The sequence below is a fragment of the Agrobacterium sp. LEGMi-208b genome (assembly GCF_059511785.1).
In genome coordinates this window covers 730,941-745,637 of sequence record NZ_CM183446.1, presented here as the reverse complement: position 1 = coordinate 745,637, position 14,697 = coordinate 730,941, and the positions used below count along the sequence as shown (strand labels likewise).

Below are 14,697 nucleotides of genomic sequence, written 5' to 3'. Positions count from 1 at the left end.
TGCTCCAAAAAAACGACTGATAAATCTAACGGGTGATATCTCCGCCGGTCATTGGTGGTGAATTCGGCTTCGCCTTGCTATGCAAGGCTTTGAGCCCTGTTTGTTGCGGCATGTTGCTCGCGCATGGCTCCTCCGCTTCACGGAATTGCCTTTTTTTATTCATCCGGCATTCAGTCCCTAGGTCCTAACCAGAATGCATACACGTCAATGTGACTTTTCGCGCCGGTTCTAAACCGCTTTGGAAAGGGAACCTCAGGCGCAAAACAGCGTTGACAATCCAATCCCCGGCCCCTCCCAGGCCGGGCTGGGTGGCCGGGCAATGCAGGCCCTGCGAGAACGGAGAGCTATCGAGATGAAACGCTTTGACCTGATCGACGGGATGCGTGGTTACTTCCTCGTCTTCATGCTGATCAACCATCTGGTGTTTGCCGGCGGCTTCTGGCTGGTGGAAATCAATCACCGGCAGTTTGCCTTTGTCGAGGACGCGCAGGGCTTCGTGTTCCTGTCCGGCCTGCTGATCGGCATGGTCTATGCGCGCAAGATGATGAAATACGGCTATGATGCCGGCAAGCAGATGATCTGGAACCGCGCGATGGAGCTCTATCGTTATGCGATGGGCCTCGTCATCGCTGTGCTGTTCTTCCGCATGATCATCCCGCACGCCCCCTATATCTGGTACAATTGGCTCGGCATGACGACCTTCGATGATCCGTTGCGTCTGGCGGCGATTGCCACCTTCCTGTTCCAGCCGACCTTCATGGATATTCTGCCGCAATATATCGTCTACATGATTTTTGCGCCCGTTCTGGTGAAGCTTTGCCTCGACGGCAAGTGGGCCTATGTCATGGCCGGCTCCCTGCTGGTCTGGATGGCGGGTCAGCTTGGCCTGCAGCAAATCGTGACGACGCCGCTCAACGAACTCGTCAAGGGCGCGGACGAGCAGGGTATCCGCGTCAGCTTCAACCTGCTCGGCTGGCAGCTTGTCTTCTATTCGGCGCTGGTGATGGGCGCGATGACGGCGCAGAACCGCATTCCGTGGAAGGCGATTTTCTCGCCTGAGCATACGTGGCTGCCGAAGGCCGCGCTTGTCATCTGCCTGTTCTTCATGCCGCTGCGCATCGCCACGGCCTGGGGCCTGATGCCGGAATTCATGATGGGGAAATTTTCCACGATGGAAATCCGCGCCGATTTCGGCCCGGTCTACCTCATCAACTTCCTTGCCGTTGGTGTCGGCCTCACCTGGCTGGTGATTGCGGGTCCCCATCACCACCGCCCGCTCGTGCGCTCCATCGCCGAAGGCGTCATCTGGGTGCTGTCGCTGAAGTTCCTGCAATTGCTCGGCCGCCACTCGCTGCAGGTCTATGTCTGGCACGTCGCGATCGTGTATGGCGTCTATTATCTGGATGGCCGCACGGCGGAACTGTCGCAGCTTAACAAGACGCTGATCGCCTTCACGGCCATCGGATTGCTGGCCTTGCCGGCCCTGTGGCGAGAACGCGACAGGTGGTTCGGCAGCAGTGGCCAGAAGACGGCCGGTGCTTAACGGCCTTGTTACGACCCGAATCTGACGGCTTTACGGGGCGGTTTTCCGCCCCGTACTTGCGTGCGCGGCCATTCCTTTCTATATGCAGCCCTTAAATCCGCAGGATGACGAGCAAACGGCCCGATCGATGGCCAAGGGTTCTCGTGGCGGATGACCGACAGGCGGCGGGGCCTTTACCCCCGTTATGACTGACGATGGGAAAAAACGTGAATACGCTCGATTTTGACAAGAGGCCGGAAGATACCCGGATCGTTGTCGCCATGTCCGGTGGCGTCGATTCTTCTGTTGTGGCCGGTATCCTCAAGCGCGAGGGCTATGATGTCCTCGGCATCACCTTGCAGCTCTACGACCATGGCGCTGCCGTGCACCGCGCCGGATCCTGTTGCGCGGGGCAGGATATCGACGATGCGCGCCGGGTCTGCGAGACGCTGGGCATTCCCCACTATGTGCTGGACTACGAAGCGCGGTTTCGCGAAACCGTCATCAATCCCTTTGCCGAAGCCTATGCGATGGGCGAGACGCCGATCCCCTGCGTGGCCTGCAACCAGACGGTAAAATTCGCCGATCTGCTGGCGACTGCACAGGAACTGGGCGCCGATGCGCTGGCGACCGGCCATTATATCCGCTCGCGTCCCAATCCCGTTCCCGGCCAGCCGGCGCGGCGCGCCCTCTATCGGCCGATCGACAGCGACCGTGACCAGAGCTGGTTCCTGTTCGCCACGACGCAGGAGCAGATCGACTATCTGCGCTTTCCGCTCGGCGGCCTTTCCAAGGCCGAAACGCGGGCGCTGGCGGAAGATATGGGGCTTGTGGTGGCCAAGAAGGCCGACAGCCAGGACATCTGTTTCGTGCCGCAGGGCAAATATACCGATATCATCAACAAGTTGAAGCCGAATGCGGCGTTGGCGGGCGATATCGTCCATCTCGACGGGCGCGTGCTCGGCCGCCACGATGGCATCGTACATTATACGATCGGCCAGCGTCGCGGCATTGGCGTCGCGACGGGCGAGCCGCTTTATGTCGTGCATCTCGATGCACGGGGCCGCCGGGTGATCGTTGGCCCGCGTGAAGCGCTGGAAACCCGCCGCGTCTATCTGCGTGACATGAACTGGCTGGGCGACGGCGAGTTGACGGATGATGCCGGTCAGGGCTTTGCCTGCTTTGCAAAGGTGCGCTCCACCCGCCCGCCGACCGAAGCGGTGCTGCATGCCGATGAAAACGGCATCTATGTGGACCTGATGACGGGGGAGGCGGGTGTCGCCCCCGGTCAGGCCTGCGTGCTCTATTCCGCGCCGGGCGCGGATGCCCGCGTTTATGGCGGCGGTTTCATCGAACGGTCGGAACGCTCGGCGGAAGCCGAGGCGTCGCTCAAGGCGCTTCTCGAAAAGCCGGTTGCCGCCTGAAACCATTCGCTTTTTGCAGCGATGTGGAAAGCGAATTTTTTGCGCATCTTGCGCTTGACACTTTGGGGAGCGGCACCTTATAAGCCGCTCATCCTGATGGAGCGGCCGGTCACATGACTGTCACGTTTCCCCTGTGGCGGGGTAGCTCAGGTGGTTAGAGCAGCGGAATCATAATCCGCGTGTCGGGGGTTCAAGTCCCTCTCCCGCTACCACTTTCCTTCCTATGAAAAATCAAATCTGCACCGTTTCGCGACGGGTTTCGTTGTTTCTCCAAATCCGAGAAACGATGGATCAGATGGTATTTGCCGGTAAGTGTCGCCCAAAAAAAGGGAAACCCGCCTACTGCCAAAATGCAGCCAGCGGGTCTCAACCTCTACCCCCTCCCACAAGGGCGGCTGCACAAAAGCACATCAAATGAATTATGGCAAGATCAAGGCGACCATATTGTTGCTGTTGATGGCCCTGTTCTCCAGTTTATCGGCGGATGGCAGAGCGTGACCGGTTCCGTATACCGTTCGTAAGGGGAGCGGTAGGAGACGATATTTTCGCCGCAGCGCGTTTCTGCGGGATTTGAATGGATGTTTTCGATCCGCCGCGGTTGATGATGTGTTTTATACGGCGAAACCCGTTCCTCACGATAAACCGTCATATCTGCGGCAAGCGATGTGCCTGATATCGACAAGGTGGTGAGTGCGGCAATCAAGAGAATTCTTCTGGGATATGCGGACATGGCTCTTCCCCGCGTTGAACAACGCAGGAGAACGTGTTGCGCACATAAGCTGTTCCCGGGGCGCCGGTAAAAAAATGCCCGCTCATGGCGGGCAATCAGAGGGGAACTGAGGTTAGGAGCCTCGGGTCTGAAACGGATATCTTCCGCATAGGTTCCGCCTGGGGGATAATTTCCGTCGCGCTTTGCCGACAGGGGTGCTGGGAAGGCCAAGTGTCAAGCCGCATGACACGGAACGAGGCGACGCGCGAGGGAATGGACACTTTGATGAGTATTCGATCTCTGGGAAATTTGGAGCGGGCGAAGGGATTTGAACCCTCGACCCCAACCTTGGCAAGGTTGTGCTCTACCCCTGAGCTACACCCGCTCAAATCCACCGGTCCGGGGTAGTTCGCTGAACCGTGGGCCGCCAAGTGGCGACGGGCGCTATATCGCTCAATCGATTTTGGAATGCAACAGGGAAATGACAAAAACACGAAAATTTCTTTGAGAAATGCGACAAGCGGCGGAAATGATTGAGAATTTTTCCTCCCGCTGGTTTTTCCTGCGTTGCCAAGCGTCAGTTGCCCCCTTAATCAGGAAACAAGGATAGTGGAATCGGCAGAGGCAGGCGGCAGGATATGGCGGAAAATTCCCGGAAGACGGCAACGGAGCTGTTCGAGTTTCTCGACGGGCTCGGCATTTCCCACGCCACAAAGCAGCACGAGCCGGTGTTTACCGTCGCCGAGTCCCAGTCACTGCGCGACCTCATTCCCGGCGGCCATACAAAGAACCTCTTTGTGAAGGACAAGAAGGATCAGTATTTCGTTCTGACCGTTGAGGAAAATGCGGTCGTTGATCTGAAGAGCGTTCACAAGACCATCGGTGCGGCAAGCCGCGTGTCCTTTGGCAGACCGGAAAAAATGCTCGAATATCTCGGCGTCGTGCCGGGCTCTGTGACGGTGTTCGGAGCCATCAACGACACCGACAGGCAGGTCACCTTTGTGCTCGACAGCGGGCTTCTGGAAAACGAGCTGGTCAATGGCCATCCGCTTTCCAACGACCAGACAACGACGATCGCGTCCAAGGATCTCGTTCGCTTTCTTGAGGCAACCGGACATGCGCCGCTTGTCTTGAAAGTCAGCGAGTGAGATACGATCTTTGCTTCAAATAAGACATGTGACAGAGGTTACGGGAGACCGGCATGAGCGGCACGAATAATCCTTACGGCGGTTCCTATAGCGGGCAGATGACCGCAAGCGCCCACCATAATGGTGAGCTGAACGGTGCGGCCTCCGGCCACATCAAGGACACCACGACGGCGGGTTTCTCTAGGGACGTCCTTGAGGAATCGCGCCGCCAGCCGGTTCTGGTGGATTTCTGGGCACCTTGGTGCGGCCCGTGCAAGCAGCTGACGCCGGTGCTCGAGAAGGTCATCAACGAGGCGAATGGCCGCGTGAAGCTCGTGAAGCTGAATATTGACGACCACCCGTCGATTCCCGGCCAGCTCGGTATCCAGTCCATTCCGGCCATCGTCGCCTTTGCCGACGGCCGGCCGGTGGATGGCTTCATGGGTGCGGTGCCGGAAAGCCAGATCAAGCAGTTCATCGAGAAGATAGCCGGGCCCGACGCGGGCGATCCCAAGGCCGAGATCGAGGCTGTTCTGACGGAGGCGAAGCAGCTTCTGGCGGATGGCGATTTTAACGGTGCCGCGCAGCTTTTCGGTGCCGTCATGCAGGCCGATCCGGAAAATCCCGTAGCGATTGCCGGGATCGCCGAATGCATGATCGCGGCCGGCCAATATGAGCGGGCAAGCGAACTGCTCTCTTCGCTGCCTGCGGAACTTACCGAAGATGCGGGCATTCAGCTCGTTTCGAAAAAGATCGCGCAATATGAGGAAGCTCGCAAGATCGGCGACCCGGTGGCGCTGGAGCGCGAGTTGGCGCTCGATCCCGATCGTCACGAGGCGCGGGTGAAGCTTGCCAAGGTGCTGAATGCTCAAGGCCGGCGCGATGAGGCCGCCGATCATCTGCTCTACGTCATGCGCAAGGACCGGACTTTCGATGATGACGGCGCGCGCCGCCAGCTTCTGGAGTTTTTCGAGGCCTGGGGCTTCAAGGATCCGGCAACGGTTGCCGGCCGCAGGAAGCTTTCGGCGATACTGTTTTCGTAATGCGGGCATATCCCGGCCGTGGCGGTTGAACCGCCGGCCGGGCAGCAATGAACAGGGGGCTTGATTCCCATGCATGTCGGAAATGTGAGATATGTGAAGAACGACGATCTGCCGGAAACCGTGCCGGTATTTCCCCTGCCAGGCGCCCTGCTGTTGCCGGAAGGCCATCTTCCGCTCAATATTTTCGAGCCGCGATATCTCGCCATGATAGACACGGCACTGGCGGGCCATCGGCTCATCGGTATGGTGCAGCCGGCCCTTCACGTCATCGAGGCAAGCCTTGAAGGCGGGCCACTGAGCGCAGTCGGATGCCTCGGCCGCATCACATCCTTTTCAGAAACCGGTGATGGCCGTTATATCATTTCGCTCACCGGTGTGTGCCGTTTCCGCCTGCTGGAAGAGGTGGAGGCGGGCAAACCCTATCGCAGCTTCCGGCATGCGCCTTTCATCGCCGATCTTTCCGGCGAATATGACGAAGAGGCCGTTGACCGCGAAAATCTGCTCCGAGTGTTCCGCTCGTTTCTTGACGCGAACCAGCTGGAAGCGGATTGGGAAAGCGTGGAAAGGGCGGGCAATCGTGTTCTCGTCAATTCGCTTTCCATGATGTCTCCCTTCGGACCGGCTGAGAAACAGGCGCTGCTGGAAGCGCCTGATCTGAAGACGCGGGCCGAGACATTGATCGCCATTACCGAGATCGTTCTTGCCCAGGGATCGGGCGAGGGCGGCAACGTGCTGCAATAGGATCGCCACCCATGGACGACAGGATGAGCAATGTCGATCCCAAGCTCCTGGAGCTTCTGGTCTGCCCCTTGACGAAGGGGCGCCTTTCCTACGACCGCGCCCGCAATGAACTCATCTCCGAAAGCGCCAGGCTTGCCTATCCGATCCGCGACGGCGTGCCGATCATGCTGATCTCGGAGGCGCGCAAAATAGAAGACTAACCTTTCTGCTTACCCCCGCCTTTACGCATTGCATGGCGTGAATTGACGAAGATGCGTTGACAACCATGCGTGGATTTGACCAGAGTCCCGCCCAACATGTCTGTTGCGGGGAGAAAACTGATGTCGTTGCGCGCGCTCGTCCGGATTTCGTTGGTTGCGGTCTCAACCGCCCTCATTTTTCCGCCAGCCATGGCGGCGGAGCCTTCCCGCAAGGTCGTTACCACCCAAAATGGCGATTATTTCGGCTTCGATCTCAGGACGGAGCAGAATGTTTCGCTGGAGCAATGCGGTGAGATCTGTGTGGGCGATACCGCCTGCAAGGCCTTTACCTACAATCCCAAGGTGAAATGGTGCTTCCTCAAGTCGGATTTCAATCAGCTGAACGCTTTCCCGGGCGCGGTTGCCGGCAAGATCGTGGAAGTGGCCACGGAAGCCGATATCGGCGCGCCGCAGCGCCTGTCTTTCGTGACCGACAGCCTGCAGCAGGAAGCGCGTCGGTTGAAATCCGGCCTTGCGGCGGATGATGGTGAGGGCCAGCAGGGGCTGGAAACCCTCGTGCAGACGGCGCGGCAGCAGGCAGCTGCGGGCAATATTCCCGATGCGGTCACGACCTATAAACAGGCCCTCGCAATCACGCCTGACGATGGCGCGCTCTGGGCGGAGCTTTCAGAAAAGGCGGCACAGGTCACCGATAATTATACGATTGCCGGGCAGGCGGCGTCCGCCGCCATCAACGCCTATCAGCTGAGCCGCACGGTCAGCGCCCGCACCGAGGCCCTGAACCGGCTGGCGAAGGCTTTTGAGCGAACCCAGAATTATCGCGCAGCACTCAATGCCTATAAGGAGAGCCTTGCGCTCACCGACAACGCACAGACAAAGGCGGCCTATGCCGATCTGCGCACGCGTCAGGGTTTCCGCGTCATCAACAACACCGTGGATACGGATAGCGTCAGCCCGCGCGCCTGCGTGCAGTTTTCCGAACCGCTGGTGAAGAACGGCGTCGATTATTCCTCCTTCATCACGCTGGATGGGGCAGCCCCCAAGGCCATCGAAGCGAAGGGCAGCGAGATCTGCGTGGAAGGCCTGACCCATGGCCAGCGCTACAAGATCGCGCTGCGCGCCGGCCTGCCGTCTTCGGTGGAAGAGCCCCTGGAAAAGCAGGTCGATCTCGATATCTACGTGCGTGACCGCGCCGCAAGCGTACGCTTCACGGGTGAGAATTTCGTCCTGCCGGGCACCGCGCGCCGTGGCATCCCGATTGTTTCTGTGAATGCCGACAAGGCCGATCTGAAGCTTTATCGCGTCGGCGACCGCAACATCACCTCGCTGCTCGCGAATTCGCAGTTTCTGACGCAGATGGACGGCTACAATGCCGACCGCATCGAAAACGAGCTCGGCGAACTCGTCTGGCAAGGCTCGATCGATATCCAGCCGGATCTCAACAAGGATGTGGTGACGAGCTTCCCGGTGGATGAGGCCTTGCCGGAGCGGAAACCCGGCATCTATGTGCTGACCGCCGTGCCGCCGGGCACCGCACCGGAAACCTGGGATTCGCGCGCCACGCAATGGTTTCTCGTATCCGATACCGGCATCACCACCTATGCCGGAACTGACGGGCTCAATGTCTTCGTCCGCGCCCTTGGCAGCGCCAAGCCGCTCGCCGACGTGGATTTGCAGTTGCTTGCCAAAAACAATGAGGTACTCGGCACCGCGAAGACCGATGCGGACGGCCGCGCGGTGTTTTCCGCCGGCCTGATGCGCGGCACGGCTGCGCAGGCGCCTGCAATCCTCACCGCACGCAACGGCGACAAGGATTACGTCTTCCTCGACATGACACGCGCCGGCTTCGATCTCTCCGACCGCGGCGTGACGGGACGTGCCGCCCCCGGCGCGATCGATGTGTTCAGCTGGACCGAGCGCGGCATTTACCGCGCCGGCGAGACCGTGCATGCCGCAGCGCTTGCCCGCGATGTCGACGGCAAGGCAATCGAGGATCTGCCGCTCACCTTCATCTTCTCGCGCCCTGACGGTGTCGAGGACCGGCGCTTCGTCAGCGACGGCAAGGCGCTGGGCGGCCACGCGGTCGATCTGCCTCTGCAGGCAAATGCGATGCGCGGCACCTGGACAATGCGCATCCATACCGACCCGAAGACGGCTGCCATCAGCGAAAAGAGCTTCCTCGTCGATGATTTCGTGCCTGATCGCACCGAGTTCGATCTTTCCAGCAAGGCAAAACAGATCGACCCGGCTGCGGAAACGGCAATCGACGTCGATGGCCGTTATCTCTATGGCGCGCCCGCTGCCGGCCTGACGCTGGAAGGCGAGGTCGCCATCAAGCCGACGCGCACCAGCGCCGATTTCGAAGGTTATTTCTTTGGTCTGGCCGATGAGGAAAGCGAAGAGGAAAACCGCACCACGCTTGCCGATCTGCCGGTTCTGGATGAAGAGGGCAAGGCGAGCTTCAATGTCGATCTAATCGACCTGCCCTCCACCACGCAGCTGCTTTCCGCCAACATCACCGTGCGCATGCAGGAGGCGGGTGGGCGTGCCGTGGAGCGCTCGCTGACGTTGCCTATCAAGGCGGAAGCCTCTGTCATCGGCATCAAGCCGCAATTTTCGGGCGACCTCGCCCAGAATTCCGTTGGCCGTTTCCACATCATCGGCGTTGATGCCGATGGCGTAAAACAGCCGATGAGCGGCCTCAACTGGAAGCTCATCAAGGTCGAGCGGAACTATCAATGGTATCGTCAGGGTAATTCCTGGCGTTACGAGCCGGTGGAATATACCAAGCAGCAGGAAGCCGGCAGCTTGTCCGTCGATGCCAGTGGCGGCGAGATTTCCGTGCCGGTCACCTGGGGCCGCTACCGGCTGGAAGTGGAGGGTGCCGGTAATGGCGCACCGGTTTCCAGCGTTGAATTCGATGCCGGTTTTTACGTTGAGGCAAGCTCGACCGAAACGCCGGATGCGCTGGAAATTGCGCTGGACAAACAGAGCTACAAGATCGGCGATACTGCGAAACTCAAGGTTTCCTCACGTTTTGCCGGCGAGCTGATGATCACGTCCGGTTCCGAGAAGCTGATTTCCGTTCAGAATGCCGAGATCGGCGCGGATGGCGGCGAGATCGACATTCCGGTCACCGAGGAATGGGGTGCGGGCGCTTACGTCACGGCCACGCTGTTCCGGCCCGGCGATGCGCAGGAAAGCCGCATGCCGATGCGCGCCATCGGCATCAAATGGCTTGCCGTTGATCCGGCCGAGCGCAAGCTTGCCGTCACCCTCGGCGCGCCGCAGAAGACGCTGCCGCGCCAGCCGCTTGAAATTCCGATCACGGTTGCGGGCGCTGGTGTCGGCGAAAAGGCCTATGCCATCGTTGCGGCCGTAGATGTCGGCATCCTGAACCTCACCCGCTATGAACCGCCGAAGCCGGATGAATGGTATTTCGGCCAGCGCCGGCTGGGGCTGGAAATCCGTGATCTCTATGGCCGCCTGATTGACGGTTCGCTTGGCGCTACCGGCAGGCTGCGCACCGGTGGTGATGGCGGCGGGGCAGCCCTTCAGGGCAGCCCGCCCACCGAAAAGCTGGTCGCGTTCTTTGCCGGTCCGGTCGAACTCGACGCTAACGGCAAGGCAACGGTGAGCTTCGATATTCCGCAGTTCAACGGCACGGCGCGCATCATGGCTGTGGCCTGGACGAAGACGGGTGTTGGCCATGCGGTTTCCGATGCCGTCATCCGCGATCCCGTCGTGGTCACGGCCAGCGCGCCGAAATTCCTCGCCCCCGGCGATGTCTCGCAATTGCGGCTCGATATCGCCAATACCGACGGCGAGGCCGGCGATTACCGGCTGGACGTGACAAGCAACACGGCCTTGACGGTTGATCAAGGCGAGATGTCGCAGACCTTGGCGCTGCAAAAGGGTGGAAAGTCGTCGCTGACCGTTCCGCTGACGGGTGAACAGCCCGGTAATGGCGCAATCACCATCAAGGTTTCCAATGCTGCGGGTGTCTCGCTGGAGCAGGTTCTGAATGTTCCAGTGCGCCCGGCCGTTCTGCCTGTCACAACGCGGCGCGAAATCAAGATTGCGCCGAACAGCAGCCTGACGATCAACGGCGATCTTCTGGCCGACAGCATGCTGCTCGGCTCTTCCGTCGCCGTTAACGTAACGCGTTCGCCGGCCTTCGATATTCCGGCGCTGGTGATGATGCTGGATAAATATCCTTATGGCTGCGCCGAGCAGACGACGAGCCGCGCTTTGCCGCTGCTTTATGTCTCGGAGCTGACCAAGGATAGCGGCATGGCCGAAGACCCCGATACCCGCAAGCGGGTGCAGGAGGCCATCTACCGGGTGCTGTCCTTCCAGTCCAGTTCCGGCAGTTTCGGCCTCTGGTCGCCGGGTTATGGCGATCTGTGGCTCGATGCCTATATCAGCGACTTCCTGACCCGGGCCCGCGAGCAGAATTATGATGTTCCCGAAGCGGCCATGGTGCAGGCGCTGAACAATCTGCAGAACGGCCTTTCCTATGACAGCAACGTCAAGGATCGCGGTAACGAGATCGCCTATTCGCTTTATGTGCTGGCACGCAACCGCAAGGCGGCGATCAACGATCTGCGTTATTACGCGGATACGGCGCTTGCCGATTTCCCGACGCCGCTTGCCAAGGCGCAGGTTGCCGCCGCGCTTTCGCTTTATGGCGATCAGGCCCGTTCGAAGAGTGTGTTCGGCGCTTCGCTCGATATGGCAAGCCGTGCCACCAATGTCAGCTTGGCGCGGGCAGATTATGGCTCTGCCCTGCGTGACGGCGCGGCGACGCTGGCGCTTGCGGCCGAAAGCCGTCCGGTTCCGGCCGTCGTGCCGCAGCTTGCCGGTGCGGTGGCCAAGGAATGGGAAAAGAAGCCATACACCAGCACCCAGGAACAGGCCTGGATGCTGCTGGCCGCCCGTGCCGTCAAAGGCGAGGACAAGGATATCCGCCTCGACGTGAACGGCGACCTGCAGACCGGCGGTTTCGGCAAGCGGATGAGCGGCGATGAATTGCTGGCAGCTCCCTTGAAGATCGCCAATGCCTCGGCCGATCCGGTTACGGCTGTTGTCACCACCGTGGCACCGCCGGCCCAACCGCTTGCGGCGGGTGGCGAGGGCTTCACCATCACCCGCACCTATTATTCCATGGATGGCGCGGAGGTGAACCCGAGCGAGGTCACGCAAAACGAGCGTTATGTCGCGGTGCTGAACGTCGTGCCGCAAAATAACTGGCAGTCGCGCATTCTCGTGACGGATCTCTTGCCCTCCGGTTTCGAAATCGACAATCCGAGCCTCGTCAATTCGGCAGCGCTTTCGAATTTCGACTGGTTGCCGGAAACGGAAGCGGCCCATACCGAATTCCGCTACGACCGCTTCGTGGCGGCCTTCGACCGCTCGGCCGGCGAAAGTTCGGAGATCACGCTTGCCTATGTCGTCCGCGCCGTTACCCCCGGCACCTATGACCATCCGGCAGCCTCGGTTGAGGATATGTACCGGCCGCAATTTGCCGCCCGCACGGCAACCGGCCGCATGGAGGTGCGCTCGGCAACCCCATGAGGCGACGCAAGGCGATCATCGTCGGCATCGTGTCAGCCGCGCTGCTTCTCGGCGGCGCGGCCTTCGGTCTTGATGCACTGGACAAGGCCTATCCGCCGCCGCTGGAGGCTGCGCAGCAACGATCCTTCGAGGTGCTGGACCGCGACGGCAAGCTGTTGCGCGCCTTTGCGACAGCGGATGGCCGCTGGCGGCTGAAAACGACTGCAGCCGAGGTCGATCCGCAGTTCCTGCGCATGCTGGTCGCTTATGAGGATCAGCGGTTCTACGATCATCACGGGGTCGACCCATGGGCGCTTATGCGCTCCGCCTGGCAACTGGCCAGCAACGGCCGGATCGTCTCCGGCGCTTCGACTCTTTCCATGCAGGTGGCGCGGTTGATCGAGCCGCGTGCCGACCGCTCATTCTCGGCAAAATTGCTGCAGGCCATACGGGCCCTCCAGATCGAAAGACGGCTCGATAAAGCTGATATCCTCGATCTCTATCTGAATATCGCGCCCTATGGTGGCAATCTCGAAGGCGTCAGGGCCGCAAGCCTCGCCTGGTTCGGCAAGGAACCAGGCCGGCTCGATACGGCGGAGGCGGCCCTGCTGGTGGCGCTGCCGCAGCTGCCGGAGAAACGTCGTCCGGACCGTTTTCCGGAAGCGTCAAGGCAGGCGCGCGAGCGGGTGCTGCAACGGCTTGCCGTCGAGCGCGTGGTGGGCGAAGGGGAAGCGGAGCGGGCGTCTCTTTCCGCCGTGCCCGCCAGCCGGCGCGACCTGCCGGCCTATGCGCCGCATATGGCAGTCGCTGCGCGGGCGAAATTTCCGAATACCACAGAAGCGCGCACGACGCTGAAACTGCCGATCCAGCGGGAGCTCGAGTGGGTTGCCCGCCATGCGGCGGAAAAGCTAGGCGAGAAGGTCTCCGTCGCCATCGTCATGGCCGACGCGCAGACCGGCGATATTCTCGCGGAGGTCGGCTCGGCGGATTATCTCGATACGGCGAGGCGTGGTTTCGTTGAGATGAGCCGGGCGATACGCTCGCCGGGCTCCACCCTGAAGCCGTTCATCTATGGCCTTGCCTTTGAAGATGGTCTTGTCGGGCAGGAAACCATCATCGAGGATCGCCCGGCGGATTTTTCCGGTTATCGACCGCGCAATTTCGATATGCATTATCAGGGCGATGTGAGCATCCGGCAGGCGTTGCAACTGTCGCTCAACGTACCCGCCGTCAAGCTGCTCGATGCCGTCAGCCCATCGGCGCTGATGGTGCGGTTCCGGCGGGCAGGCGTCCGGCTGGTGCTGCCGTCAAGCGAGGCGCCCGGACTTGCCATTGCGCTTGGCGGGGCGGGTATCTCGCTTGTTGATCTGGTGCAGCTTTATGCCGGGCTTGCCGGCAGCGGTGATCCCGTGCGGTTGGGCGACGGCGTCCGGTCAGTCCCTGAACGCCTTGCCGGTGACCGGCTGTTTTCCGATGCTGCGATCTGGAATGTTTCCGACATACTTTCCGGCGTGCTGCCGCCGCTCGGCATGAAACAGCGCGGCATCGCCTACAAGACCGGCACGAGTTACGGTTATCGTGATGCCTGGTCGGTGGGTTATGACGGGCGGCACGTGATCGGCGTCTGGGTCGGCCGGGCTGATAATGGCGCGGTGCCGGGTATTGCCGGTTACGCGACAGCGGCCCCGATCCTGTTCGAGGCCTTCGCAAAATCCGGTGTGGCGATCACGCCGATGCCCGGCGCACCCTCCGGTGTCGCACGCGTTGCCGTCACCGACCTTCCCGCCAACCAGCGGCGTTTCACCCTGACCGCAAGCGGCCTGCTTTCGGCCTCGAGACGCGAAAGCGCCCCGCGCATCGTTTATCCGCCGGAAGGAGCAAGGGTTGAGCTTTCCGGCCAGTCGGGCATTTCACCGCTGGTGCTGAAGCTGCAGGGCGGGCGTGCTCCCTTCCGCTGGCTCGCGAATGGCATGCCTCTGCCCGACGCTTCCCATCGCCGCAACAGCGAGTGGCGACCCGAGGGGCAAGGGTTTTCCACCCTCACGGTGATCGATGCCGATGGCCGCGCCTCGAGCGTGCGGATTTTCGTCGAGTGAGTTTTGCGGCCTGACGGTGCCGCTTTCAACTGCTGTTCCCCAAAAGCGATATAGAACATATCCAGGAAAAGTGGCTCTCGGGTTTCCCTCCGGAAATGCGACAACGCTCCAGTCACGCGGTGCGGTCGGCGAAGCCGCGGCATCCGGGCCCGGCGCTCTCCTCAATCATCTTCCGGCGTATGATGGCCCCAGGGCCCACGAGTGAGATTTTGGAAATTTTATTGCCGTATAGAAATTCTGCAATTTTTGTTGCGAATCCTGTTCCATCCCGCTATGTTG

The 14,697-nt window shown here is 60.7% G+C and carries 9 protein-coding genes and 2 tRNA genes; 9 read left to right on the top strand and 2 right to left on the bottom strand.

Annotation, left to right across the window (positions count from 1 at the left end):
- The first annotated feature begins 352 nt into the window (after window positions 1-352).
- The 3 genes from AC5YUO_RS18135 to AC5YUO_RS18125 all read left to right on the top strand — a co-directional run bounded on the left by AC5YUO_RS18135 (window position 353) and on the right by AC5YUO_RS18125 (window position 3,158).
- A complete protein-coding gene (locus AC5YUO_RS18135) occupies window positions 353-1,543 on the top strand; it encodes an OpgC family protein (protein ID WP_496156231.1) in 1,191 nt (396 codons plus the stop codon).
- A gap of 206 nt (window positions 1,544-1,749) precedes the next feature.
- On the top strand, window positions 1,750-2,946 hold the full coding sequence (mnmA, locus tag AC5YUO_RS18130; RefSeq protein ID WP_496156230.1) for a tRNA 2-thiouridine(34) synthase MnmA: 1,197 nt from the start codon (window positions 1,750-1,752) through the stop codon (window positions 2,944-2,946).
- 135 nt (window positions 2,947-3,081) lie between these two features.
- Window positions 3,082-3,158, top strand: a tRNA-Met gene (locus AC5YUO_RS18125).
- Between the two features lie 218 nt (window positions 3,159-3,376).
- Here the strand turns inward: AC5YUO_RS18125 and AC5YUO_RS18120 are convergent.
- A complete protein-coding gene (locus AC5YUO_RS18120; RefSeq protein ID WP_496156229.1) occupies window positions 3,377-3,676 on the bottom strand; it encodes a hypothetical protein in 300 nt (99 codons plus the stop codon).
- 289 nt (window positions 3,677-3,965) lie between these two features.
- A tRNA-Gly gene (locus tag AC5YUO_RS18115) sits at window positions 3,966-4,040 on the bottom strand.
- Between the two features lie 253 nt (window positions 4,041-4,293).
- On the opposite strand from AC5YUO_RS18115, the gene AC5YUO_RS18110 reads away from it, so the two are divergent.
- The 6 genes from AC5YUO_RS18110 to pbpC all read left to right on the top strand — a co-directional run bounded on the left by AC5YUO_RS18110 (window position 4,294) and on the right by pbpC (window position 14,418).
- A complete protein-coding gene (locus tag AC5YUO_RS18110) occupies window positions 4,294-4,803 on the top strand; it encodes a prolyl-tRNA synthetase associated domain-containing protein (protein ID WP_496156228.1) in 510 nt (169 codons plus the stop codon).
- Window positions 4,804-4,856: 53 nt separating this feature from the next.
- Window positions 4,857-5,825: a thioredoxin gene (gene trxA / locus AC5YUO_RS18105; RefSeq protein ID WP_496156227.1), complete on the top strand. Its 969-nt coding sequence runs from the start codon at window positions 4,857-4,859 to the stop codon at window positions 5,823-5,825.
- 69 nt (window positions 5,826-5,894) lie between these two features.
- On the top strand, window positions 5,895-6,566 hold the full coding sequence (locus AC5YUO_RS18100) for an LON peptidase substrate-binding domain-containing protein (RefSeq protein ID WP_496156226.1): 672 nt from the start codon (window positions 5,895-5,897) through the stop codon (window positions 6,564-6,566).
- Window positions 6,567-6,577: 11 nt separating this feature from the next.
- Entirely contained in the window at window positions 6,578-6,766 is a 189-nt protein-coding gene (locus AC5YUO_RS18095) for a Trm112 family protein (protein ID WP_003497541.1), read from the top strand.
- Between the two features lie 120 nt (window positions 6,767-6,886).
- Window positions 6,887-12,343: an alpha-2-macroglobulin family protein gene (locus AC5YUO_RS18090; RefSeq protein WP_496156225.1), complete on the top strand. Its 5,457-nt coding sequence runs from the start codon at window positions 6,887-6,889 to the stop codon at window positions 12,341-12,343.
- Entirely contained in the window at window positions 12,340-14,418 is a 2,079-nt protein-coding gene (gene pbpC, locus AC5YUO_RS18085; protein WP_496156224.1) for a penicillin-binding protein 1C, read from the top strand. Before AC5YUO_RS18090 ends, pbpC begins: the two co-directional genes overlap by 4 nt.
- Window positions 14,419-14,697: the final 279 nt, after the last annotated feature.